Genomic DNA, 24,025 nt, shown 5'->3' with positions numbered 1-24,025 from the left:
AAGAGGCTCCCTGACCCGATATCAACCCCCGGGACGCACGGCCGCCGACCCGGCGGCACGGGCTTCGGTCACCCCGGGCCGGGGGCACCCTCCGCCGTCCGCCCGTCCTCCCGAACCGGCCCCCGCCCCGGCCCCTGCCCCTGCCGCTCGTCGGTCGGCACCGGGTCCGCCGGCGCCTCGTCGGCCGGTGACGGGCCGGCCACGAGAAGCGGGGGCCTGCCGGGCCTCCCGATGTACCGGGCGGTTCGGAGGTCGACCGGCAGACCGGCGGGCGCCAACACGTCCCCGAGCTGCTGGACGAGCCGCCGCGGATCCCCGGGGACGTCGCGGACCGACAGCGACGCCCCCCGGTAGCCGGCCGCCGACACCGTGAAGGTCTCTGCGCGCGGCCGCGGGTCCCCGTCCACGGGCTCGTGGATCCGGTGCACCACCTCCAGCCCGCCGAGCTCCGCCACCGGTCGCCACCGCCCCGGCAGTCCCAGCCGTACCAGGCGCATCCGGACCGGTGCGTGCGGCGGCGAAAGCTCCAGGCGGCAGGGCCGGGTGAGGGTGCTCCAGCCGGCCAGGAGGCCGCAGACCAGCAGCTCCAGCAGCGTCACCGCCCCGACCAGCCCGACCGCCGCCCCGGCGCCGAGGCCCAGGGCAACGTGGGCGACCACCCCGGCCAGCGCTCCCAACGGCAGCAGGATCACCTGCGGTCCCAGTACCGACAGCACCAGCTCCGAGCCCAGCTCCCCGACGGCCTCGCGCACCCGGTCCCGGCCGGTGCCGAGCACCAGCACCGCCGACTCCGGTCCCACCCGCACGGTCACCCGCTCCGTCACGGCCCCAGCGTAGGGCCGTGACACCGGGCGCAGAAGCCCTCCGGACGACCGCGGCCGGCCACCGCGGCGCAGCACGGGATCCGGGCGGGCCCCCGGCCCCCGGGAGGCGCGGACGCCGGAGCCGCCGGTCCGCGCCCGGCCGCCGGGACTCAGGAGCACGGCTCCGGCGGCGCGTCGACCGGCCCGACGTCGACCGGCGCGGCGTCCGCCGGCACGGCCCGAACGGCGCGGGCATCGGCGGGCGGCCGGGCCGGCGCCGCGGGGAGCTTGCGCGCCGTCCGCCGGACGGTGACGAACTCCACCGGCACCCCGGCCGGTTCCAGCGCCCCGGCGAGCTCCGCCGCGACCGCCCGGGGGTCACCGGTGCCCTCCCGGTACAGCGAGCGGGGTCCGCGCACGCGCACCGACACCTTCCACCGGTCGTTCTCCGGCCCCGGCCGGCTGTCCACCGGCGCGGTGACCAGGTGCACGATCTCGACGCCCAGCAGGTCCGCGATCGGCCGCCACCGGCCGCCGGGCCCGGCCCCGACGACCCTGAACCGCTCGGGGGCCCCGGGCGGGCCGAACTCCAGCTGGTGGAAGGCCCGGAGCGCGTCCCGCACCTCCCGGATCCGCCACAGCGGCGAGCACAGGAGGTAGGAGCCGGCGGTGATCGCCGCACTGGTGCGGGGATCGCGTTCGAGCACGTGGCGGAGCAGCAGGACCAGCGGGATCCAGGCGGGGATCCACCACACCTGCCGGCCGGCCCCGACCAGCGTGCGGGAGAGGACGATCCACCCGGCGGACCGCCACCGCCCGCCGCCCGGGCGGACCGTCAGGACCACGGAGCGCCCGGTGTTGCGCAGGCCCGGCCCCGGCTGCTTCACGGCCTTCCACGGCATCACCGCCCGTCACCTCCCCACTCGCCGCAGCGTAGGGGCGGGCGGCATCGCCCGGAACACCGTCGGCACGCCGGAGGCCCGCGCCCCGCCACCACCGCTCCGGCCCGCGAGGCGCCGCCCGTGCCGGCCCGCCCGCCCGGACCCGCCCGGCCCACCCGCCCGGACTCGCCAGCCGCCCGGACTCGCCCGCACGATCTCACCCGCCGCCGGAGAAGCCCCCGCCGGAGTTGGCCGAGCCCGAGCCGCCGTAGACCCAGCCGCCGGAGGAGGGCCGGGGCTTGGGGCGCACGCGCCGCTCGGTGCGGCGCAGGACCGGTACGCCGGCCGGACCGAACAGGTCCTCCAGGGCGCGCTGGAGCGCGTCGGCGTCGGTGCCCTTCGGCGCCCGGTGCGGGCGGCCGTCGTCGCCGGTCGCGACCACCACCGTGATGTCGAGGGTGCGGACGGCCGGTTCGGTATCGCCCTCGTAGGGCTCCTCCACGGTCTCGTCCAGCTGGACGCGCCGCAGGCCGGAGGAGACCGGGATCCAGGCGCCGGCGCGGGCACCCCGGACGACGCGCAGTTCGGCCGGAGCCTCGGCCGGGGCGAACTGGATCCGGCGAACCGACCGCAGCTCGGTGGAGGCCGCGAACGGCCACAGCAGCAGCGCGGCGGACGCCCACAGCGCCCCGCAGACGGTCACCGCGGCCACCAGGGTGGCACCGATGATCACCGCGACCATCACCACCAGGACGGCGAAGGGGACGAAGACGACACCCACCGCGAGCAGGACGGCGAGCGTGCGCAGCACCAGCAGCGCGGCGGCGGGCAGGGAACCTCCGCCCGGCTCGAACACGAGGTCGACGGTGGTGCCGTCACGGCCGCGGCGGAGCACCTCATCGGCAGACATGACCGCCAGGGTAGGGCCGTCCACCGCCACCGGAAAGGCCCCGGGCGCAGCCTCGACGAGGCTGCGCCCGGGGCGCGTTGACGCATCGTCAGTGCGCGGCGGCCTCCCAGTTCGCGCCGACGCCGACCGAGACGTCGAGCGGGGCGCGCAGCGGGTAGGCGCCGGCCATCTGCTCGCGGACGACCGCCTCGACCGGCTCGCGCTCGCCGGGCGCCAGCTCCAGCACGATTTCGTCGTGGACCTGGAGCAGCATCCGGGAGGTCAGCCCGGCGGTGCGCAGCGCCTCGTCGACCCGGAGCATGGCGATCTTCACGATGTCGGCGGCCGAGCCCTGGATCGGGGCGTTGAGGGCCATCCGCTCGGCCATCTCGCGGCGCTGGCGGTTGTCGCTGTTGAGGTCCGGCAGGTAGCGGCGGCGGCCGAGCAGGGTCTCGGTGTAGCCGGTGGCACGGGCCTCCTCGACCACCCGGTGGAGGTAGTCGCGCACGCCGCCGAAGCGCTCGAAGTAGGTGTCCATCAGGCCCTGGGCCTCGGCGGGCTTGATGCCGAGCTGCTGGGAGAGCCCGTACGCGGAAAGGCCGTAGGCGAGGCCGTAGGACATCGCCTTGATCTTGCGCCGCATCTCGGCGTCGACGGCGCTGCCCGGCACCTCGAACACCTGGGAGGCGACGGTGGTGTGGAGGTCCTCGCCGGTGGCGAAGGCCTCGATCAGCGCCTCGTCCTCGGAGAGGTGGGCCATGATCCGCAGCTCGATCTGCGAGTAGTCGGCGGTGAGCAGCGACTCGTAGCCCTCGCCGACGACGAAGGCGCGGCGGATCATCCGGCCCTCCTCGGTGCGGACCGGGATGTTCTGCAGGTTCGGGTCCTGCGAGGAGAGCCGGCCGGTGGCGGCGACCATCTGGTTGAAGGTGGTGTGGATGCGCCCGGCCGGGGAGACGGTCTTGAGCAGGCCCTCGACGGTGGTGCGCAGCTTGGCCTGGTCGCGGTGGCGCAGCAGGATGACCGGCAGCTCGTTGTCGGTCTGGGTGGCGAGCCAGGTGAGCGCGTCGGCGTCGGTGGTGTAGCCGGTCTTGATCTTCTTGGTCTTCGGCAGGGCGAGCTCGCCGAAGAGGATCTCCTGGAGCTGCTTGGGCGAGCCGAGGTTGAACTCGTGGCCGGCCGCGGCGTGCGCCTCCTCCACCACCCGCTGGATCTCGGCGGCGAACTGGGCCTCCAGGCCGGTGAGCCAGCCCCGGTCGGCGGCGATGCCGGTGCGCTCCATGCGGGCGAGCAGGGCGGCGATCGGCAGCTCCATGTCGCGCATCAGCTCGGTGGCGCCGACCTCGGCGAGGCGGCCGTCGAAGAGCGCGGCGAGGTCGAGCACGGCGCGGGCCTGGAGCATCAGCGCCTGGGCGTGGGCGGCCGGGTCCTCCTCCGGGGCGTCGAAGGCGAGCTGGCCGGACTCGGCGGCGGGGGCCGGGGCGAGCGAGCGGCCCAGGTACTCCTCGGCGAGCACCTCCAGGGTGAAGGTGCGCCGGCCGGGCTTCTCCAGGTAGGCGGCGAGGGCGGTGTCGGCGACCACGCCCTCGACGCTCCAGCCGCGCTCGGCGAAGGCGCGCATGACCTGCTTGGCGATGTGCAGGGCCTTGGGCGCGGCCGGGTCGGCCAGCCAGCCGGCGAAGGCGCGCTCGTCCTCCTCGGCGAGCAGCGCCGGGTCGAACCAGGCGGCGGTCTCCCCGGCGGCGAGCGCGACCTCGGTGACCTCGCCGCTGCCGAGCGCCCACTGGTAGACGGCGGCCAGCGCGACCGGGGACTTGTCGTTCGCGTGCTCCCGCAGCCAGGCGGCGAGGGTCCCGGGGTCGGTGAGCAGTTCGCCGTCGACCTCGACGCCGGGGGCGAGCTCGACGGCCTCGGGCTCGGCGGCTCCCGGGTCGATGCCGAAGACCCGGTCGCGGAAGTTGGCGTTGCGGAACTCCAGCGACTCCATCAGCGCGCCGACGGCCGGCTGGTCGAACGGCGCGCGGGCCAGGTCGCCCACGCCGAGCGGGAGTTCGACGTCGCGGACCAGCTCGGTGAGGACGCGGTTGCGCTTGACCGAGTCGAGGTGCTCGCGCAGCTTCTCGCCGATCTTGCCCTTGACCTCGTCGGCGCGGGCGACCAGCTCCTCGAAGGACCCGAACTGGTTGACCCACTTGGCGGCGGTCTTCTCGCCGACGCCGGGGATGCCGGGCAGGTTGTCGGACGGGTCGCCGCGCAGCGCGGCGAGGTCCGGGTACTGCCGGGGGGTGACGCCGTACTTCTCGGCGACCTTCTCCGGGGTGTAGCGGGTGAGCTCGGAGACGCCCTTGGTCGGGTAGAGCACGGTGATGTGCTCGGTGACCAGCTGGAGGGAGTCGCGGTCGCCGGTGACGATGTCGACGTCGTAGCCGGCCGCCTCGGCGGCGGTGGCCAGGGTGGCGATGATGTCGTCGGCCTCGAAGCCCTCGGCGGTCAGCCGCGGCACGTTCATGGCGTCGAGCAGCTCGCCGATCAGGCCGACCTGGCTGCGGAACTCGTCCGGGGTCTTGGCCCGGTTGGCCTTGTAGTCGGGGAACTCCACCGAGCGGAAGGTCTGGCGGGAGAGGTCGAAGGCGACCGCGAGGTGGGTGGGGGCCTCGTCCCGGACGGTGTTGGCGAGCATCGAGGCGAAGCCGTACACCGCGTTGGTGGGCTGGCCGGTGGAGGTGTTGAAGTTCTCCACGGGCAGCGCGTAGAACGCCCGGTAGGCCATGGAGTGCCCGTCGAGCAGCATCAGGCGGGGCCGCGATCCGGCTCCGCCGCCACCCGGCGCGCCCTTGTCCGTACTCTGCGTAGCCACGTCAACGTCCGTTCCTGCCGATTCCACTACCGGCCACCGATCCTAGGGCCCGCCACCGACAAAAGGGGCATGCCGGGGGCGGGCGCCCCTCCCGTGCGCTCACGCCCCGGCCGCCACACCCGTTCACCGCCGTCAGCACCACTACCGCCGAGTAGGACGGTCGTACGATCACAGGCAGCACGACGACGTGACCCCCGAGCGGCAGGAGCTCCCCCATGACCGACCCGGCCCCCGACGCAGCCACCACCACCGCCGACGCGGCCCCCGACGGCCCCGCGCAGGTCCCCCTCCTCGACGTCTCGCCGGAGATGCTGGAGCACTTCGCCAAGCTCGGCGTGGAGCCGGCCGCCTTCTCCGGCGGACGGCTCGGCGAGAAGCTCGGCATCCGGATCGTCGAGGCCTCCGGCGACCGGGTGGTCGGCACCATGCCGGTGGACGGCAACCAGCAGCCGTACGGCCTGCTGCACGGCGGCGCCTCGGCGGCGCTGGCCGAGACCCTGGGCTCGGTCGGCGCGATGCTGCACGCCGGCCCCGGCCGGTACGCGGTGGGCGTGGACCTGAACGCCACCCACCACCGCTCGGCCACCTCCGGTCTGGTCACCGGTGTGGCGACCGCGGTCTTCAAGGGCCGCACGGCCGCCACCTACGAGATCGCGATCACCGACGACACCGGCAAGCGGGTCACCAGCTGCCGTCTCACCTGCATGCTGCGCGACCTCTGACCCGATCCTCCGTCAAATCCCTTGCCCGCCCCCTTGTTTGACCTTCGACCGCCCTGGGCAGTCGTTGGTCTGGACAAGGGGGCGGCGGCATGTCCGGGCATTTTCACCGATGTAACACTGCGTAACAAGTAGGACTTCCAAGCAACAGACAGTTTCCGGGGGCCGAATCGGACGAAAGCAGTACGCCACCCCCCTTGTCGTCCGATATTCGGACGCATGTGCCCGGCGCCAACACCGCGGACACCTTCGTCCGATTATCGGCAAGGCCAGGAGTCACCTGCCCTTCTACGCCTTACACAGGGCGAGTTGAGGCCGGGACCCCCGGCAGGAGCGGATCGATCGAACCGGAACGACCACATGGTGAGACGACTTCTCTGTGTGCTCATAACAAGAGAATCACAGCCTCGCTACACCACTGCCCGAGCCGCCGACCGACATCTAGAGTCACGGCCAGTCACCGCGCCACCGGAATGGGCCAGGCCCACCGCGCATCCAGGCTCCCGCCGTTCAGGCGCGGCGCCCTCCTGAACCGAAGGGGACCCCCGTGCGTCATCGTTCAGCAGTTGTCGTGAGCATTGCCGTGATCGGCGCCCTCACCCTCACCGCGTGCGGTTCCCGCGACGACAAGAAGTCCGGGGACAGCGGCAAGGGCGGCGACACCACCGTCACCATCGGCGTCGACGCGCCGCTCACCGGCGACCTCTCCGCCCTCGGCCTCGGCATCCGCAACTCCGTGGAACTCGCCGTCAAGCAGGCCAACGAGAAGAACGAGGTCCCCGGCGTCAAGTTCAAGATCAAGGACCTCGACGACACCGGCAAGCCCGGCCCCGGCCAGCAGAACGCCACCCAGCTCGTCGGCGACAAGGACGTCATCGGCGTCGTCGGCCCGCTCAACTCCAGCGTCGCCCAGTCGATGCAGCAGATCTTCAACGACGCCAAGCTCGTCCAGATCTCCCCCGCCAACACCGGCGTCGCCCTCAGCCAGGGCGAGAAGTGGGCCACCGGCGAGAAGTCCCGCCCGTTCAAGACCTACTTCCGCACCGCCACCACCGACGCCGTCCAGGGCCCCTTCGCCGCCGACTACCTGGTCAAGGACGCCAAGAAGACCAAGGTCTTCATCATCGACGACCAGAAGACCTACGGCGCCGGCCTCGCCGCCACCTTCAAGGGCCAGTTCCTCAAGAACGGCGGCCAGATCGCCGGCGAGGAGCACGTCAACCCCGACGACCGCGACTTCGCCGCCGTCGTCACCAAGGTCAAGTCCTCCGGCGCCGAGGCCATCTACTACGGCGGCGAGTACCCCGCCGCCGGCCCGCTCTCCCTCCAGCTCAAGGATGCCGGCGTCACCATCCCGCTGATGGGCGGCGACGGCATCCAGAGCGGCGACTTCATCAAGCTCAACCCCAAGGGCCAGGGCGACCTCGCCACCGCCGTCGGCCTGCCCGTCGAACAGCTCCCCACCGCCGCCAAGTTCATCGCCGACTACAAGGCGGCCGGCTACAAGGACGCCTACGAGACCTACGGCGGCTACTCCTACGACAGCGCCTGGGCCATCATCCAGGGCGTCAAGGCCGTCGTCGCCGCCAACAGCGGCAAGCTCCCCTCCGACCCCCGCGCCAAGGTCGTCGAGGCCGTCCAGAAGGTCACCTTCGAGGGCGTCACCGGCAAGGTCTCCTTCGACGAGTTCGGTGACACCACCAACAAGCAGCTCACCGTCTACACCGTCAAGGACGGCAAGTGGGCCGTGGAGAAGTCCGGCACCTTCAACGGCTGAACCGCCACCTGACCTGACGTCAGGAGCACCACAGCACACCGGAGTCAGCGCGCGGGGGACGCCACGAGCACCCCCGCGCGCACCCACATCCACCACCCACGCGGACACCCCACACGCACAACGGAGGCCCAGCGGTGCACGACCTACCGCAGCAGCTGGCCAACGGCCTGATCCTCGGCGCCCTCTACGGGCTCGTCGCGATCGGCTACACGATGGTCTACGGCATCGTCCAGCTCATCAACTTCGCCCACGGCGAGATCGTCATGGTCGGCGGCTTCGGCGCCCTGACCGCCTACCTCGCCCTCCCCGGCGGCACCACCCTGTGGCTGGCCCTACCGCTGATGCTGATCGCCGGCATCCTGGTCTCCACCCTCACCGCCGTCGCCGCCGAACGCTTCGCCTACCGGCCGCTGCGCACGGCACCCCGGCTCGCCCCGCTGATCACCGCGATCGGCCTGTCCATCGCCCTGCAGCAACTGGTCTTCGCCTTCTACCCGGACGCCAAGAAGGCCCGGGTCTTCCCGAAGATCCCCGGCGACCCCTTCGAGATCGGCTCCGTCGCCATCCAGCGCAGCGACCTCTTCCTGATCATCGCCGCCCCGCTCTGCATGATCGCCCTCGGCTGGTTCGTCACCCGCACCCGCTCCGGCCGCGCCATGCAGGCCACCAGCCAGGACCCCGACACCGCCAAGCTCATGGGCATCGACACCGACCGGATCATCGTCATGGCCTTCGCCATCGGCGCCGCCTTCGCCGCCGTCGCCGCCGTCGCCTACGGCCTGCGCAGCGGCCAGGTCGACTTCCGGATGGGCTTCCTGCTCGGCCTCAAGGCCTTCACCGCCGCCGTCCTCGGCGGCATCGGCAACATCTACGGCGCCATGCTCGGCGGCATCACCCTCGGCCTCGCCGAAGCCCTCGCCACCGGCTACATCCAGCACCTGCCCGGCATGCACCTCTTCGGAGGCGGCGCCTGGAAGGACGTCTGGGCCTTCGTACTCCTCATCGTCGTCCTGCTCGTCCGGCCCCAGGGGCTGCTCGGCGAGCGCGTCGCGGACAGGGCGTGAGCACCATGACCACCACCGGCACCGAAACCACCCCGGTCATCCCGCTGCCCGGCCGCACCGCCGCCCTGGTCACCGGCACCGGCGCCCTCGCCGTCACCGGCTCCGCCCTGATGCCCTGGACCTGGACCTCCGACTACCCCGGCGACCTCACCTACTACGGCTCCCCCGCCGGCCTCCAGTGGCTCGCCCTCACCGCGGGCCTCGTCACCCTGCTCCTGCTCCTCGCCACCCAGGGCGTCCCCGGCCTGCGCTGGGCCGCCCCCCGGCACACCCACAACGCCGTCCTGTTCGCCGCCACCGGCGCCCTCGCCGTCGGCTGGTTCTCCGCCGTCTCCATCGCCAACGACCTCGGCGGCCTCGCCAACCTCGAACCCGGCGGCTGGGTCCTCGCCGTCGGCTCCCTGCTCGCCGTCACCGGCGCCCTCGGCCTGCCCCTCGACCGGCGCACCGCCGTCCCGCTGCGCATCCTCGACCGGCGGCTCTTCCTGCTCGTCCCGATCGCCCCGGCCGTCTGGTTCGCCACCCACGCGATCCCCGACGACAAGCCGGTCGCCCCCGTGCTCACCGCCCTCGCCGGCGGCCTCGCCATCGCCACCGGCGCCGTCCTGCTCGTCCAGCTCGGCCACCTCGCCAACACCTGGCTGCGGCTCGGCACCGTCCAGCGCCCGCTGCCCGCCCCGCGCGAGCTGCCCTCCTGGGCCGAGGTCGGCCTGATCGTCGTCGCCTTCGCCGTCGGCCTGTTCGCCATCACCTTCGGCATCGACACCGAGTACGGCGAGCTCTTCACCGGCTACCTGCTGCTCGCCGCCGCCGTGGTCGCCGCACTCGGCCGCTCCGGCCTGATCGCCCGGCTGCGCGCACTGACCGTCAAGTACCAGGCCGTCACCACCGGCGCCGCCTTCGCCGCCGCCGCCAGCTTCCCCTTCACCCAGACCAGCGACCAGTACACCTCGGTCGCCACCAACATCCTGATCTTCGCCACCGTCGCCCTCGGCCTCAACATCGTCGTCGGCCTCGCCGGCCTGCTCGACCTCGGCTACGTCGCCTTCCTCGGCGTCGGCGCCTACAGCGCCGCCCTGGTCTCCGGCTCCCCCGCCTCGCCGATCCACGTCCAGTTCCCGTTCTGGGCCGCCGTGCTCACCGGCGCCGTCGTCTCCATGGTCTTCGGCGTCGTCATCGGCGCCCCCACCCTGCGACTGCGCGGCGACTACCTCGCCATCGTCACCCTCGGCTTCGGCGAGATCTTCCGCATCACCATGCTCAACCTCAACGGCACCACCGGCCCCAAGGTCACCAACGGCTCCAACGGCATCCCGCGGATCCCCGACCTCGAAATCCTCGGCTGGGACCTCGGCAAGCCCACCACCGTCTTCGGCGTCGAACTCGGCCGGTTCTCCAACTACTACCTGCTGATGCTGCTCGTCACCGCCCTCGTCGTGCTCGTCTTCGCGCGCGTCGGCAACTCCCGCATCGGCCGCGCCTGGGTCGCCATCCGCGAGGACGAGACCGCCGCCGAGGCCATGGGCATCAACGGCTTCCGCCTCAAGCTCCTCGCCTTCGCCCTCGGCGCCTGCCTCGCCGGCCTCGCCGGCACCGTCCAGGCCCACGTCAGCTACACCGTCACGCCCGACCAGTACACCTTCGCCGAAGCCCTGCCGCCCAACTCCGCCTTCCTGCTCGCCGCCGTCATCCTCGGCGGCATGGGCACCATCAGCGGACCCCTCGCCGGCGCCACCCTCCTCTTCCTCATCCCGAAGAAGCTGGAATTCCTCGCCGACTACCAGCTGCTCGCCTTCGGCATCGCCCTGATCGTCCTCATGCGGGTGCGCCCCGAAGGCCTCATCCCCAACCGGCGCCAACAGCTGGAGTTCCACGAGGCCGCCGCCCTCCCCGCCCAGTCCACCGGCGACAGCGTCGCCCTCACCAAGGCAGGGGCGTGACCCCCCGATGACGACCACCGACGCCCCCGCCCCCGCCGGCGCCGCGCCCGGCTCCGCCGAACCCCTGCTCGACGTCTCCGGCGTCACCATGCGCTTCGGCGGCCTCACCGCCGTCAACAACGTCTCCCTGACCGTCGGCCGCGGCGAGATCATCGGCCTCATCGGCCCCAACGGCGCCGGCAAGACCACCTTCTTCAACTGCCTCACCGGCCTCTACGTCCCCACCGAGGGCACCGTCACCTACCAGGGCACCGTCCTGCCGCCCAAGCCCCACCTCGTCACCCAGGCCGGCATCGCCCGCACCTTCCAGAACATCCGGCTCTTCGCCAACATGACCGTCCTGGAGAACGTCCAGGTCGGCCGGCACAGCCGGATGCGCCAGGGCCTGCTCTCCGCCGTCCTGCGCGGCCCCGGTTTCCGCCGCTCCGAGGCCGAGAGCCGCGACCGGGCCATGGAACTCCTGGAGTTCACCGGCCTCGCCGGCAAGGCCGACCACCTCGCCCGCAACCTCCCCTACGGCGAGCAGCGCAAGCTGGAGATCGCCCGCGCGCTCGCCTCCGACCCCGGCCTGCTGCTCCTCGACGAGCCCACCGCCGGCATGAACCCGCAGGAGACCCGCGCCGCCGAGGAACTCGTCTTCGCCATCCGCGACCGGGGCGTGTCCGTCCTCGTCATCGAGCACGACATGCGCTTCATCTTCAACCTCTGCGACCGCACCGCCGTGCTCGTCCAGGGGCAGAAGATCGTCGAGGGCGACCGCGAGACCGTCCAGAACGACGAACGCGTCATCACCGCCTACCTCGGCGCCCCGCTCGAAGGCACCGCCCCCGCTACGGAGACCGACCAGTGACCGCACTCCTCGAAGTCCAGGACCTCCGCGTCGCCTACGGCAAGATCGAGGCCGTCAAGGGCATCAGCTTCACCGTCAACCAGGGCGAGGTCACCACCCTGATCGGCACCAACGGCGCCGGCAAGACCACCACCCTGCGCACCCTCTCCGGCCTGCTCAAGCCCACCGCCGGCCGCATCACCTTCGACGGGCAGCCGCTCGACGCCGTCCCCGCCCACCGGATCGTCGCCCTCGGCCTCGCCCACTCCCCCGAGGGCCGGCACATCTTCCCGCGGATGACCATCGAGGAGAACCTGCTCCTCGGCGCCTTCCTGCGCAGCGACACCGACGGCATCGCCAAGGACGTCGAACGGGCCTACGGCCTCTTCCCCATCCTCGGCGAGCGGCGCCGGCAGGCCGCCGGCACGCTCTCCGGCGGCGAGCAGCAGATGCTCGCCATGGGACGGGCCCTGATGTCCCGGCCCAAGCTGCTGATGCTCGACGAGCCCTCGATGGGCCTGTCGCCGCTGATGATGCAGAAGATCATGGCGACCATCGTCGAGCTCAAGGCCGACGGCACCACCATCCTGCTGGTCGAGCAGAACGCCCAGGCCGCGCTCTCGCTCTCCGACCGCGGCTACGTCATGGAGACCGGCTCCATCGTCCTGAAGGGCACCGGCGCCGACCTCCTGCACGACGAGTCGGTGCGCAAGGCCTACCTCGGCGAGGACTGACCGGCGCCCGCACACGCAGGGGCCCGGCGCACCAGGTGCGCCGGGCCCCTGCGGCTCGTACGACTACTCCGCGCCGCCCGCGGCCTCCTCGGCCTTCTTGCGGTCCTGCGCGGCACCCTCCTCGATGACCGCCTCGGCCACCGCCGCCATCGTCATCCGGCGGTCCATCGACGTCTTCTGGATCCACCGGAACGCGGCCGGCTCGTTCAGCCCGAACTTGGTCTGCAGCACGCTCTTCGCGCGGTCCACCAGCTTCCGGGTCTCCAGCCGCTGGGTGAGATCGGCGATCTCCTCCTCCAGCGTCCGCATCTCCGTGTACCGGGACACCGCCATCTCGATCGCGGGCACCAGGTCGCTCTTGGAGAACGGCTTGACGATGTACGCCATCGCCCCGGCGTCGCGCGCCCGGTCCACCAGCTCCCGCTGCGAGAACGCGGTCAGCATCAGCACCGGCGCGAGGTGCTGCTCATGGATCTGCTCGGCCGCGGACAGCCCGTCCAGCACCGGCATCTTCACGTCCAGGATCGCCAGATCCGGCTTCAGCTCCTGCACCAGCCGGACCGCCGTCGCTCCGTCCCCGGCCTCCCCGACGACGGTGTACCCCTCCTCCTCCAGCATCTCCTTCAGATCGAGACGGATCAGCGCCTCGTCCTCGGCGATCACAATCCGGGTGATCTGGGGCGAATCGGTCTCAAGCGGCTCGGCCTGCTCGTCGGCGGTGCTCACGGGGCTCCTCGTTCCGGCGGGGTACTGCATGCACGAGGGTACCTAGACACGGTATGTTTGAGACATGACGCGAAGGCAACCACCTTCGAATCATAGGCCCCGATAGCCCAATTGGCATGAGGCAATGGTCTCAAACACCATAAAGTGTGGGTTCGAATCCCACTCGGGGCACTTTCCTTCGAATCGAAGGTAGCCGGATTGAGTGCAACGGTTGTGGCCGCCCACTCGTTCGAGTGAGCGGTCAGCCATTTGCCCGACACTCTTCCGATAACGCCCAAGGATCGTGCACATGCACGAACCATCGATGCGCGAGCAAGCCGTCCAGCTCATGCGCAGCGGCGTCGGGACCGCGGAGACCGCTCGCCGCCTGGGTGCCCCGCGCGGCACCGTCTCCTGGTGGAAGCACCAGGACCTCGCGAAGCACGATCAGCTTCCCGGCCGCAAGCAGTCCACCTGCTTCCACTGCTTCGGAGACGCACTGAACAGATCGGCGTACTCCTACCTGCTCGGGCTCTACCTGGGCGACGGCCACATCAGCCACCCCGCACAGCACAAGATCCCGAGCCTGTTCATCACGTGCGACGACAAGTGGCCCGGGATCATGGACTCCGCCGAATCCGCCGTACGCCAGGTCTTCCCCGCCCTCACTCCCTGCCGCGTGCGAAAACCCGGCTGTCACAACATCAAGGTGTAATCGAAACACCTGACCTGCTACTTCCCCCAGCACGGCCCCGGCAAGAAGCACGAGCGCACCATTGCCCTGGAGCCCTGGCAGCAGGAGATCGTCGACGCCCACCCGTGGGACTTCCTGCGCGGCCTGATCCACTCCGACGGTTGCCGCATCACCAACTGGGCCACGAGGCGGGTCGACAGCGTCGTCCGCCGCCACGAGTACCCGCGCTACTTCTTCACCAACACCTCGACCTACATCGTCCGCCTCTTCACGGACACGCTCGACGCCGTCGGCGTCCGCTGGACGGCCCCGGTCCCCCGCCCCACCGGGCAGGTCAACATCTCCATCGCCCGCAAGGAGTCCGTCGCCCTCATGGACACCCACATCGGCCCGAAGCACTGACGCCGGTGCGGCCCCCGCCGAGGGGCCGCACCGGGGTGGTGGGTCAGTCGTCCAGGGTGCCGACGTGGTGGACGCGGACGAGGTTGGTGGAGCCGGCGAGGCCGGGCGGGGAGCCGGCGGTGATGACGACGATGTCGCCCTTCTGGCAGCGGCCGAGGGAGAGCAGGGCAGCGTCGACCTGTTCGACCATCTCGTCGGTGGTGGGCGCGAACGGGCCGAGGAAGGTCTCCACGCCCCAGGTGAGGGCGAGTTGGCTGCGGACGGCCGGTTCGTAGGTGAAGGCGAGGACGGGGATCGGCGAGCGGTAGCGGGTCAGCCGGCGGGCGGTGTCGCCGGACTGGGTGAAGGCGATCAGGTACTTGGCGTGCAGGAAGTCGCCGATCTCCGCGGCCGCGCGGGCGACGGCGCCGCCCTGGGTGCGGGGCTTGTTGCTGGGGGTGAGCGGGGGCAGTCCGGCGGAGAGGATGTCCTGCTCGGCGGCCTCGATGATCCGGCCCATCGTGCGGACCGTCTCGGACGGGTACTTCCCGACCGAGGTCTCGCCGGAGAGCATCACCGCGTCGGTGCCGTCGAGGACGGCGTTGGCGACGTCGGAGGCCTCGGCGCGGGTGGGCCGCGAGGAGTTGATCATCGAGTCGAGCATCTGGGTCGCCACGATGACCGGCTTGGCGTTCCGCCGGGCCAGGGCGACCGCCCGCTTCTGGACCATCGGCACGTCCTCCAGCGGCATCTCCACGCCGAGGTCGCCGCGGGCCACCATGACGCCGTCGAAGCGGTCGACGATGGAGTCGAGGTTCTCCACCGCCTGCGGCTTCTCGATCTTGGCGATGACGGGGACCCGGCGTCCCTCCTCGTCCATCACCCGGTGGACGTCCTCGACGTCCTGCCCGCTGCGGACGAAGGAGAGCGCGACGAGGTCGGCGCCGGCCCGCAGGGCCCAGCGCAGGTCGGCGATGTCCTTCTCGCTGAGCGCGGGCACCGAGACGGCGACCCCGGGGAGGTTGAGGCCCTTGTGGTCGGAGACCAGGCCGCCCTCGACGACGACGCAGCGGACCCACGGTCCGGCCACCTCGACGACCTCCAGGGTGACCCGTCCGTCGTCGACGAGGATCCGCTCGCCGGCGGTGACGTCCCCGGCGAGGCCGGGGTAGGTGGTGCCGCAGCCGTTCTGGTCTCCCTCGACGCCGTTGTCGGTGGAGATGGTGAACTCGTCGCCGCGTTCGAGAAGTACCGGGCCCTCGGTGAACGCCCCGAGGCGGATCTTCGGGCCTTGAAGGTCGACGAGCACGCCGACGCTGCGGCCGGTCTCGTCCGCGGCCTTGCGGACCCGGCGGTAGCGCTCCTCGTGCTCGATGTGGGAGCCGTGGCTCAGATTGAATCGGGCGATGTCCATCCCGGCGTCGACCAGGGACTTGATCTGGTCGTAGCTGTCGGTGGCGGGCCCGAGGGTACAGACGATTTTTGCTCGGCGCATAGTGCTGAGAGTAGGCATTACCGACGCGTAACGTCGATGCGGGTCCGGACAACGGGATGGCCGTTGCCGTAAGGAGAGTTGAACAATCTGACACAACGTCGGACCGGCGTGCGAGAGGTTCCCCGGCGTTCGCCGCCACCCGTCCCCTGATGCGATTCCGTGAAGGGGTGTTCACCCCTGGTTCACCGTCACTTCGGCCGGCGCTCGTGGCACGGCGGGACGCTCGTCACCCGGGTGAGGTGCCCGGCGTGACGGAGAACGTGCGACGAGGGGGAATCGTCCGGCATGAAGCGTGCGTTCGGGGTGCTGCTGGCACTGGCGCTGCTCGGCGGGGTGGCGTTCGCGCTGCTGCGACCGTCGGATAAGACCGAGAAGACCGAAACCATCACCGGTCTCATCGGCTCGGAGAAGCAGGAGTTCTTCCAGGACAAGGACGTCAAGGCCGAGTTGGCGGCCCAGGGGCTCGTCGTGAACACCCTGCCCGTCGGTTCCTGGCAGATGGTCGACAAGCTGGACGGGCAGGACTTCGCGTTCCCGGCGAGCAAGGCGCCGGCCGACAAGATCCGGGAGAAGAAGGGCATCGCCGAGCTGAGCCCGGCACCGTTCTACTCGCCGCTGGTGGTGGTGGCCCACGAGGCGACCGCCAAGGCGCTGGAGGCCGGCGGGATGGCGGTCCTGGACCCCGCCACCCACGTGTGGAACTTCAAGATGGACGTCTACCTGGACGCCCTGCGCAAGGGCAGGACGTGGGAGGACCTCTCGGGCGGCAAGTCGCAGGGCGAGCTGCGCGGGAGCATCATGATGGCCACCACCGACCCCAACGACTCCTCCTCCGGGGCGATGTACCTGGCGCTGCTCTCCTCCCTGGAGAACAACGGCCCGGTGTCGAGCGACGCGGAGGTGGAGAAGGTGAAGGACCTGCTCCACACCGCGATCGTCAAGCAGGGCGAGAAGCAGCAGTCCACCGACCTGCTGTTCAAGGGCTTCACCTCGGGCGTCGGGCGGCCGCTGTCGCTGGTGTACGAGTCGGAGGCGGCCGAGTTGGTGCTGCAGAACAAGGCTCCCGACGACACGGTGGTGCTCTACCCGGACACCACGATCTTCTCGGACCACACGCTGGTCGGGTTCAGCCCGGGCGGGCGGAAGCTGGCCGGGCTGCTGCAGAGCAACACCAAGCTGCGGGAGGCCGCGACCCGGCACGGCTTCCGCATCCAGGGGGACGTCACGGCGTTCGGCGCCCAGCTCAGGAGCCGGGCCGACTCGTTCCACCTGTCGCCGGACCTGAACCGGTCGGGGATCGGCCACGCCGCCGTCCCGGTGTACGACGTGCTGAAGAAGCTGACCGAAGTCGCGACGAAGAACTGAGCGGGAGACATGGCGACAGGGAAGGCCGCGATGGCGGGGAAGCAGCGGGGCGGGGTCCGGGGGCTGACCGCCGGACTGGCGGTGCTGGCGGCGATGGTGACGGCATGCACGTCGTCCGCCGCACCGAAGCCGGACCCGACCAGACCTCCGGCCCCGACCGCGCAGGCGGGGGTGCTGCGGGTCCTGGCCGGCAGCGAGTTGCAGGACATGGCACCGATCCTGGCGGAGGCGCAGAAGGAGACCGGGGTGACCGTCCAGTTCTCCTGGACGGGTTCGCTGGACGGCGCGGAGGCGGTCTCCGGCGGCGCGGCGGACGGGAAGTACGACGCGCTCTGGTTCCCGTCGAACCAGTACCTGCGGCTGGACGAGAAGAGCCGGCCGAAGCTGCTGTCGGAGAGCCCGGTCATGACGTCGCCGGTGGCGTTCGGGATCCGCTCCTCGGTGCTGGGCGAGCTGGGCTGGGGGGACGGCTCGTCGGTGACCTGGGGCAACCTCGCCGAGGCGGCGGCCGGCGGGAAGCTGTCCTACGGCATGGCGGACCCCTCCCGGTCGAACTCGGGCTTCTCCGGGCTGGTGGCGGTGGCCTCGGCGTTCTCGGCCGCGAACGCGGCGCTGACCGAGGCGGACGTGGTGAAGGCGACGCCGCAGCTGAAGCAGTTCTTCGCCGGGCAGAAGCTGACGTCCGGGTCGTCCGGCTGGCTGACCCAGGCGTATACCCAGGCCGAGGCGGGTTCGGTCGGGGCGCTGGTGAACTACGAGTCGGTGCTGATGTCGTTGAACAAGACGCTGCCGCCGGAGCAGCAGCTCACGGTGGTGCGTCCGGCGGACGGCGTGGTGACGGCCAGCTACCCGTTGACGCTGCTGAGTTCCGCACAGCCCCGGGAGCAGGAGTCGTTCCGCCGGCTGACCGAGTACCTGCTGAAGGAGGACGTCCAGAAGCGGATCTCGGAGCAGACGCTGCGCCACCCGGTGACGGCGGGCGTGGCTCCGGCGGCGGGGGTGCCGACGGACCGGCGGCGGGAGCTGCCGTTCCCGGGCAGTCTGGCGGTGGCGAACCAGCTGCTGGCCTCGTACCAGAACGAGCTGCGGCGGCCCTCGCGCACGGTGTACGTGCTGGACACCTCGGGTTCGATGACCGGGGAGCGGCTGGCGGCGCTGAAGTCGGCGATGGGCCGGCTGACCGGGTCGGACGACTCCCGGGGGGTGCGGCGGTTCCGTGACCGCGAGGAGGTCACGCTGATCTCGTTCGCCTCGAAGGTCAAGTCCACGAAGACGCACACCGTTCCGGCGGGTGCGGCGGCGCAGCAGGAGCTGGCGTCGATCAACGCGGATGTGCAGGCGTTGTCGGCGGAGGGCGGTACGGCGGTGTACTCGTCGCTGGAGGAGGCGTACCGGGTGATCGAGCGGCAGCAGGCCGCGGCGAAGGACGACCGGTTCACCTCGATCGTGGTGATGACGGACGGGCAGAGCAACGAGGGCGCGTCGGACCAGGACTTCAAGACGTTCCGTGCGGGGTTGTCGCCGGCGCTGAGGTCGGTGCGGGTGTTCCCGATCCTGTTCGGTGACGCGGCGAAGGCGCAGTTGCAGGGGATCGCGGATCTGACGAGCGGCAAGCTGTTCGACGGGACGGGTTCGCTGGACGGCGCGTTCGAGGAGATCCGTGGCTACCAGTAACGGCGACGGCGACGGCGAGGGGGGAGGGCGGCTGCTGCGGTACCTGGGGTCGGCCCGCAACATCGCCGCGTGCGGGGCCGGTGCGGTGGGGCTGGGGCTGCACTTCGCGGGCTACGGCGGGGCGTGGTGGCCGGGGATCGTGGCCGCCCTGTACGGGGCGGTGGTGCTGTTGTGGCCGCCCGGGGCACCCAAGGGGACCGGGATCCCGGGGAAGTCCGATCCGGTGTCGGTGCGGGAGAAGCCCGCGCCGGTCCAGGTGCCGGCTCCTCCGGTGCCGGTGCCGGTGCCGGAGCCGCCGCGGGTGTGGCCGCAGTTGGAGGAGTTGGCGGTGTTCGTGGGTTCGGCGCCGCTGCCGCCGTCGGCGAACGTGCCGGGGTTGCTGGTGCGGTTGCGCTCGGCCGGGCCGGGGCCGACCACGGAGCCGATCGTGGTCCGTCGGCTGCCGTTGGCGGTGGACGGGTACCTGCGCGCGTTGACGTGGCAGCCGTGGGTGTCGGACGGGGCGGATCCGGCGGCGGAGCTGGCCCGGGCGGTGGACGAGATGGCGGCGCTGGTGCCGGCGTCCTGACCGTCGTGCCGTGGTGGGGGGAGGACGGCGGAGCGGCCGGGCCCGGGTTCTCCGGGTGCCGGCCGCTTCGGCGTCGGGCGGGTCAGGCGTCGAGGGCACCGGGCAGTTCCAGGCGGCGGCGCACGCCCAGTTTGCGGAAGCTGTTGGTGAGGTGGGTCTCGACCGTGCGGACCGCGAGGTGGAGCATGGCGGCGATCTCGGCGTTGGAGTGCCCGGCCGCGGCGAGGCGGCAGATGCGCAGTTCGCTGTCGGTGAGGGCTTCGGCCCCGGCGTGGTCGGCGCGGCCGATGCGGGCTCCGGAGGCGCGCAGCGATTCCAGCGCGGCGGCGCGGTGGCGGACGGCGCCGAGGCGTTCGGCGCGTCCGGCGGCTTCGCGCAGGGCGCGGCGGGCGGCGCCGCGGCGGCCGCCGTCGGCGAGCAGCCGGCCGTAGGTGATGAGGGCGGGGATGAGTTCGGTGTCGATCTCGGCGGTGCGCAGCAGGTGGACGGCTTCGGCGGCGAGGTCGAGTCCGTGGCGTCCGCCGGTGGCGGCGGCGAGGGCGCGCAGGGCGCGGCCGACGGTGCGGGGGGTGCCCCAGACGCGGGCGAGCCGCAGTTCCTCCTCGGCGAGGGCGACGGCGGGTCCGGGTTCGCCGAGGAGGAGGTGGCATTCGGCGGCGACGGAGCGCCAGGGGGTGACGATGGGGCTGCGGACCTGGCGTTCGCCCTGGCGGCGGCCGCATTCGAGGAGGTCGGCGAGGGCTTCGGCGGGTTCGCCGGAGGCGAGGCGGAGCAGGCCGCGGGCGTAGAGGTACTCGTTCCACTCCCAGGAGTCCTGGGCGCGGTCGGCGGCGACGGCACGGGCGAGGCCGTGGGCCTGCCAGAGGCGGCCGGTCTCGACGAGGGCGATGACGCTCTGGGCGACGAGGTGGGCGTTCTGCTGGCCGAGGAGTTCGGCGTAGCGGCCGGGGGCGGTGTCGTCGGGGAGGGGGCGGGGGACGGGGGTGGTGGTCCACCAGGAGGGGCCGGGGGTGGCGTGGTGGCCGGGGGCGCCCCAGGTGTGCAGCCGGGGCAGGCCGGGGGGTCCCCAGGGGGTGGGCGGGAGGAGGGCGGGGGCGGGTGGCGCGGCGGAGGGTGCGGGGGTGGGGGCGGGTCCGGGGGCGGTGAGGGCGTAGTCGTCGAGGAGGGCCTGGTACTCGCCGCGCATGATCCTGGTTTCGGCGCGGACGCTCAGCAGGCACTGGTAGCCGGGGTCGAGGGGGCCGCCGCGGTAGCAGGCGAAGCCGCGGGCGACGATCTCCTCGGCCTGGTCGAGGAGGTCGGCCCACTGGGAGAGGGTGGCGAGGGAGACCAGCAGGTAGGAGCGGCAGAGCGGGTCGACGGGGGCGTCGTCGAGTTCGCGGATGCGTTCGGTGACCTCGGTGGCGGAGAGCAGGCCGCTGGTGGCGTCGAATTCGGTGAGCAGGGCGAAGGCGGGCGGGGCGAGGCGGTGGGGGGTGCGGGCGGCGAGGCGCTGGACGCCTTCGACGACCTGGAGCCAGCTGCGGCCGTCGTGGGCGGCGATCTGGGCGGTGGCGGCCTGGACGGCGTGGAGGAGGTCCTCCTGGTCGACGAAGCGGTGGGCGAGTTCGTCCATGAGCTCGATGGCGGCGGTGGTGTCGCCACGGGTGGCGAGGACGGCGCCGAGGGTGTTGGCGGCGCGGAAGACGCCCTCGTCGGTCTGCTGGAGGTGGACGGCTTCGGCGAGGTGGCGCAGGCCGACGGTGCGTTCGGCGGGGCCGAGGGTGACTTCGAGGCTGCCGAGTTCGGTGAGCAGCAGTCCGCGCTGGCGGTCGCTGAGGGGTTCGGCGAGGACGCGGCGCAGCAGGGTGGCGGCGTCGGCGGGGTGGTCGGCCTCGGCGGCCTGGCGGGCGGCGCGGCGCAGGGTGTCGGCGGCCCAGCGGGGGGTGGGGGCGGGGGTGAGCAGGAGGTGGCCGGCGACGGTCTCGTCGGGGGCTCCGGTGCGGTGGAGGTGTTCGGCGGCGGCGAGGTGGACTTCGGCGCGGTGGCCGGGGGCGTGGCCGGTGAGGACGGCGTCGGCGAGCAGGGGGTGGGCGAAGCGGGGCCAGTGGCCGGGGCCGGGGGTGTCGACGTGGTGGTGGAGGGTGAGGTGGGCGAGCCAGCCGGTGAGCCGGCCGGGGTCGGCGCCGGTGAGGTCGGCGAGCAGGGGGACGGGGTCGAGGGGCGGGGTTCCGGGGGCGGGGGTGGTGTCGGCGGCGGGGTGTTCGCGCATCCGGGCGAGGACGCGGGCGACGGTGACGGCGTGGTCGCCGGCGCCGTGCAGCCAGGCGTCGACGGCTTCGGCGAAGGCGCCGCCGGGCAGGGCGCCGCAGCGTTCGGGGAGGGTGGCGGGCAGGTCGGGCGTGCCGGGCCGGTGTCCGCCGGGGCCCTCGCCGTGCGGGCCCTCCCCGTGCGGGCCCTCCCCGTGCGGGCCCTCGCCGTGCGGGCCGTCGCCGTCGGCCGGGTCCGTCGCGAGGTCGGCGAGCAGTGCGGTGAGCAGCAGCGGGTTGCCGCCGCTGGCGCGGGCGCAGTCGGCGGCGAGGCCGGCGGGGGTGCCGGGCCCGAGGTGCTGCCGGGCGATCCGGACGGCGGCGGGGGTGCTGACCGGGGCGAGCCGCAGGGTGGTGGCGAGGTCGGGGGTGAGGTCGCGGGCGAAGCGGCCGGGCGGGGTGTCGAGGGTGGCCTGGCGGTGTTCGGTGGCGATCAGCAGGGCGGGCAGCCGGTCGATGCGGCGGGCGACCTGGCGCAGCCAGCGCCGGGAGGGTTCGTCGGCGAGGTGGATGTCGTCGACGGCGAGCAGCAGCGGGTGGTGGGTGCTGTGCAGGCGGAGCAGGGACCAGAGGGTGGCCTCGGCGGTGCCGGCGTAGGTGCCGGGGTCGGCGGCGGCGGTGGGGTCCGCGGCCGCCGCGGCGCCCCAGTGGCCGTAGGGGCCGGCGGGGGTGGGGCCGGTGTCGAAGAGCTGGCGGGCGGCCGCGTAGGGGGTGGCGGTCTCCTCGGCGGAGCAGCGGGCGCGCAGCACGGTGGTGCCGTCGGCGGCGGCGCGGCGGGCGGCCTCGGCGAGCAGCGCGGTGCGGCCGGTGCCGATGGCGCCGGTGATCAGCAGGACGTGGCCGGTGCCCCGGCGGGCCGCGGCGGCCCGGTCCGCGATCTGCCGCAGCTGTGGTTCGCGTTCCGCGAGCCGGGTGGACGTGGTGGTGCGCATCCCCGGTTTCCCCTCTCTCCCCTTCTGCCCTTCCCGGCCGCCTGTCCTGGTCCGAAAGGGCAGTATCCGCCGTTGTACCGGGAAATCGGCTTGACGTGCTAACCACGCGTTACCGGTGAGTCCGGTTCTCCCCGTGACACGACGGGTCCCGGCGAACCCGGGTGGTGTCGCGGATCGGCCCGGAAGGGCGCGCTCCGATTGTCCCGGGGGCAGTGCGCCCGCCCCTTTGACCACCGGCGGGGCCCGATCCGTTGCCCCCGCCGATCGGCGGGGACTGCCCGGCGGGCCCGATCTCGTGGTGGACCACGATGGCCGGGAGGCTGCCCGGGCGGGAAGCATGGAGGCAGTTTCCGGGGCATGGGCAGCGCTCCCGGATCGCCGTCGAAACGGCCGGCCGTCCCGGGTGGGGCGCAATGCCCCAGGGTTCGGGGTCCACCGGGTGGCCGGGCCGGCTTCTCCAGGAGGGGGCCAGATTTGACTGTTCTGCACACCGAGTACGACCGCCGTGGTACGGCGGTGCGGGCTTCGGCGTCCGCCACGCGCACGGTGCCGCCGCAGCGCCCGGTGGCGCCCCGTGCGGTCGCCGTCGCCGGGGCCGTGCCGGGCACGGCCGCCGTGGCGTCCGCGCACGCCCAGACGTCCGCCGCCCAGGCGGTGCGCGGTGCCGCGGGCACCACGCGGCCGGCCGTCGCCCCGGCGGCCCGCACCTCGACGGTGCCGGTCGCCGTCCAGGCCGCCGATCCGCTCTCCCGTGCGGGTGCCGAGGCGCAGCTGCGCCGCTTTCCCGGGGTCGCGGTGGTGGACCCGACGGGTGCGCCCGCGCCGGGCACGGTGACGGTGCTGGTCGCCGAGTCGGCCGACGCGGCCGCGACGGCGGCGTTGCGCCGGCTGGTGCGCGGTGCCGGGCAGCGGGTGGTGCTGGTGGTCGAGCGGCTGCGCGAGACCGAGTTGATGGAGGCCGTCGAGTGCGGGGTGGCGGCGATCCTGTGGCGCCGGGAGGCGACGCCGGACCGGCTGGGCCGGGCGGTGCTGGCCGCGGCCCGGGGCGACGGTGATCTGCCGGCGGATCTGCAGGGGCGGCTGATCGCCCAGGTGGGCCGGTTGCAGCGGTCCGTGCAGGGCATGCCGGGGCAGGCTCCGACGGGCCTGTCGGAGCGTGAGTCCGATGTGCTGCGACTGGTCGCGGAGGGGTGGGACACCGGGGAGATCGCGGCCCGGCTGTCGTACTCGGAACGGACCGTCAAGAACGTGCTGCACGGTCTGACCACCCGTCTCCAGCTGCGCAACCGGGCGCACGCGGTGGCCCACGCGGTCCGCGAGGGCTACATCTAGAACCAACGCCGTTCAGTTAGGGGCGGTCTGGGCTGCGTCAAGGGTCGGTTGTGAGCATGTTGATGCTGATGGTGGCCTTGTAGGTTGTCCGGTCGATG

At 72.6% G+C, this 24,025-nt stretch carries 18 protein-coding genes and 1 tRNA gene; 12 read left to right on the top strand and 7 right to left on the bottom strand.

The annotated features are described in order from the left end of the window. Positions 1–68: 68 nt before the first annotated feature. From ACFXAM_RS13455 to polA, 4 genes are all read right to left on the bottom strand, one after another. Positions 69–824, bottom strand: a complete 756-nt coding sequence (locus ACFXAM_RS13455) for a hypothetical protein (protein ID WP_380290580.1) — start codon at positions 822–824, stop codon at positions 69–71. A gap of 149 nt (positions 825–973) precedes the next feature. After that, complete coding sequence (locus ACFXAM_RS13450) at positions 974–1,705, bottom strand: hypothetical protein (RefSeq protein WP_380290578.1); 732 nt, start codon at positions 1,703–1,705, stop codon at positions 974–976. Between the two features lie 196 nt (positions 1,706–1,901). Further along, positions 1,902–2,594, bottom strand: coding sequence for a hypothetical protein (locus tag ACFXAM_RS13445; RefSeq protein ID WP_380290576.1), 693 nt, complete (start codon positions 2,592–2,594; stop codon positions 1,902–1,904). Between the two features lie 88 nt (positions 2,595–2,682). Continuing rightward, entirely contained in the window at positions 2,683–5,364 is a 2,682-nt protein-coding gene (gene polA, locus ACFXAM_RS13440; protein ID WP_380290635.1) for a DNA polymerase I, read from the bottom strand. Between the two features lie 374 nt (positions 5,365–5,738). Between polA and ACFXAM_RS13435 the strand changes: the two genes are divergently transcribed. The 6 genes from ACFXAM_RS13435 to ACFXAM_RS13410 all read left to right on the top strand — a co-directional run bounded on the left by ACFXAM_RS13435 (position 5,739) and on the right by ACFXAM_RS13410 (position 12,493). Beyond that, positions 5,739–6,152: a PaaI family thioesterase gene (locus ACFXAM_RS13435; RefSeq protein WP_380290633.1), complete on the top strand. Its 414-nt coding sequence runs from the start codon at positions 5,739–5,741 to the stop codon at positions 6,150–6,152. A gap of 544 nt (positions 6,153–6,696) precedes the next feature. Continuing rightward, entirely contained in the window at positions 6,697–7,926 is a 1,230-nt protein-coding gene (locus tag ACFXAM_RS13430) for a branched-chain amino acid ABC transporter substrate-binding protein (RefSeq protein WP_380290574.1), read from the top strand. A 134-nt stretch (positions 7,927–8,060) separates the two neighbouring features. Then, on the top strand, positions 8,061–8,990 hold the full coding sequence (locus ACFXAM_RS13425; RefSeq protein WP_380290572.1) for a branched-chain amino acid ABC transporter permease: 930 nt from the start codon (positions 8,061–8,063) through the stop codon (positions 8,988–8,990). A gap of 5 nt (positions 8,991–8,995) precedes the next feature. Next, a complete protein-coding gene (locus ACFXAM_RS13420) occupies positions 8,996–10,930 on the top strand; it encodes a branched-chain amino acid ABC transporter permease (RefSeq protein WP_380290631.1) in 1,935 nt (644 codons plus the stop codon). Positions 10,931–10,937: 7 nt separating this feature from the next. Next, a complete protein-coding gene (locus tag ACFXAM_RS13415; protein ID WP_380290570.1) occupies positions 10,938–11,780 on the top strand; it encodes an ABC transporter ATP-binding protein in 843 nt (280 codons plus the stop codon). Continuing rightward, entirely contained in the window at positions 11,777–12,493 is a 717-nt protein-coding gene (locus ACFXAM_RS13410) for an ABC transporter ATP-binding protein (protein ID WP_380290568.1), read from the top strand. The genes ACFXAM_RS13415 and ACFXAM_RS13410 overlap by 4 nt, the downstream gene beginning before the upstream one ends. A gap of 63 nt (positions 12,494–12,556) precedes the next feature. Here ACFXAM_RS13410 and ACFXAM_RS13405 read toward each other — a convergent pair whose 3' ends face one another. After that, the gene (locus tag ACFXAM_RS13405) at positions 12,557–13,219 is read right to left on the bottom strand and encodes a response regulator (RefSeq protein ID WP_350543927.1); all 663 of its coding nucleotides are present in this window, start codon (positions 13,217–13,219) and stop codon (positions 12,557–12,559) included. Positions 13,220–13,315: 96 nt separating this feature from the next. On the opposite strand from ACFXAM_RS13405, the gene ACFXAM_RS13400 reads away from it, so the two are divergent. Then, positions 13,316–13,390, top strand: a tRNA-Leu gene (locus ACFXAM_RS13400). Between the two features lie 118 nt (positions 13,391–13,508). Continuing rightward, positions 13,509–13,913: a helix-turn-helix domain-containing protein gene (locus tag ACFXAM_RS13395; RefSeq protein WP_380290565.1), complete on the top strand. Its 405-nt coding sequence runs from the start codon at positions 13,509–13,511 to the stop codon at positions 13,911–13,913. 424 nt (positions 13,914–14,337) lie between these two features. On the opposite strand, the gene pyk is transcribed toward ACFXAM_RS13395, so the two are convergent. Further along, positions 14,338–15,768 (bottom strand): pyruvate kinase, encoded by a 1,431-nt coding sequence (gene pyk / locus ACFXAM_RS13390; RefSeq protein WP_380290563.1) that lies wholly within the window; start codon positions 15,766–15,768, stop codon positions 14,338–14,340. Positions 15,769–16,053: 285 nt separating this feature from the next. Here pyk and ACFXAM_RS13385 point away from each other — a divergent pair, with 285 nt between their 5' ends. From ACFXAM_RS13385 to ACFXAM_RS13375, 3 genes are read left to right on the top strand one after another with little or no spacing between them, the layout of a single operon-like run. After that, entirely contained in the window at positions 16,054–17,133 is a 1,080-nt protein-coding gene (locus ACFXAM_RS13385; protein WP_380290561.1) for a hypothetical protein, read from the top strand. 9 nt (positions 17,134–17,142) lie between these two features. Further along, complete coding sequence (locus ACFXAM_RS13380; RefSeq protein ID WP_380290559.1) at positions 17,143–18,807, top strand: substrate-binding domain-containing protein; 1,665 nt, start codon at positions 17,143–17,145, stop codon at positions 18,805–18,807. Then, entirely contained in the window at positions 18,794–19,375 is a 582-nt protein-coding gene (locus ACFXAM_RS13375; protein WP_380290557.1) for a hypothetical protein, read from the top strand. Before ACFXAM_RS13380 ends, ACFXAM_RS13375 begins: the two co-directional genes overlap by 14 nt. 82 nt (positions 19,376–19,457) lie before the next feature. Here the strand turns inward: ACFXAM_RS13375 and ACFXAM_RS13370 are convergent, their stop codons facing one another. Further along, positions 19,458–22,595 (bottom strand): AAA family ATPase, encoded by a 3,138-nt coding sequence (locus ACFXAM_RS13370; protein ID WP_380290555.1) that lies wholly within the window; start codon positions 22,593–22,595, stop codon positions 19,458–19,460. 654 nt (positions 22,596–23,249) lie between these two features. Here ACFXAM_RS13370 and ACFXAM_RS13365 point away from each other — a divergent pair. Then, positions 23,250–23,927: a LuxR C-terminal-related transcriptional regulator gene (locus ACFXAM_RS13365; RefSeq protein WP_380290629.1), complete on the top strand. Its 678-nt coding sequence runs from the start codon at positions 23,250–23,252 to the stop codon at positions 23,925–23,927. Positions 23,928–24,025: the final 98 nt, after the last annotated feature.

The organism is Kitasatospora sp. NPDC059462, assembly GCF_042749955.1.
In the GTDB taxonomy this organism is placed as follows: domain Bacteria; phylum Actinomycetota; class Actinomycetes; order Streptomycetales; family Streptomycetaceae; genus Kitasatospora.
The sequence above is the reverse complement of the archived record's forward strand: the minus strand, read 5'-3'. Positions and strand labels throughout refer to the sequence as shown.

What these genes read in the sequence shown, in the direction of transcription:
- ACFXAM_RS13450 (WP_380290578.1), bottom strand. Translation starts at nt 1,705, where the DNA reads ATGCCGTGGAAGGCCGTGAAGCAGCCGGGGCCGGGCCTGCGCAACACC.
- ACFXAM_RS13445 (WP_380290576.1), bottom strand. Translation starts at nt 2,594, where the DNA reads ATGTCTGCCGATGAGGTGCTCCGCCGCGGCCGTGACGGCACCACCGTC.
- polA (WP_380290635.1), bottom strand. Translation starts at nt 5,364, where the DNA reads ATGCTGCTCGACGGGCACTCCATGGCCTACCGGGCGTTCTACGCGCTG.
- ACFXAM_RS13435 (WP_380290633.1), top strand. Translation starts at nt 5,739, where the DNA reads ATGCTGGAGCACTTCGCCAAGCTCGGCGTGGAGCCGGCCGCCTTCTCC.
- ACFXAM_RS13420 (WP_380290631.1), top strand. Translation starts at nt 8,996, where the DNA reads ATGACCACCACCGGCACCGAAACCACCCCGGTCATCCCGCTGCCCGGC.
- ACFXAM_RS13415 (WP_380290570.1), top strand. Translation starts at nt 10,938, where the DNA reads ATGACGACCACCGACGCCCCCGCCCCCGCCGGCGCCGCGCCCGGCTCC.
- ACFXAM_RS13395 (WP_380290565.1), top strand. Translation starts at nt 13,509, where the DNA reads ATGCACGAACCATCGATGCGCGAGCAAGCCGTCCAGCTCATGCGCAGC.
- pyk (WP_380290563.1), bottom strand. Translation starts at nt 15,768, where the DNA reads ATGCGCCGAGCAAAAATCGTCTGTACCCTCGGGCCCGCCACCGACAGC.
- ACFXAM_RS13385 (WP_380290561.1), top strand. Translation starts at nt 16,054, where the DNA reads ATGAAGCGTGCGTTCGGGGTGCTGCTGGCACTGGCGCTGCTCGGCGGG.
- ACFXAM_RS13380 (WP_380290559.1), top strand. Translation starts at nt 17,143, where the DNA reads ATGGCGACAGGGAAGGCCGCGATGGCGGGGAAGCAGCGGGGCGGGGTC.
- ACFXAM_RS13370 (WP_380290555.1), bottom strand. Translation starts at nt 22,595, where the DNA reads ATGCGCACCACCACGTCCACCCGGCTCGCGGAACGCGAACCACAGCTG.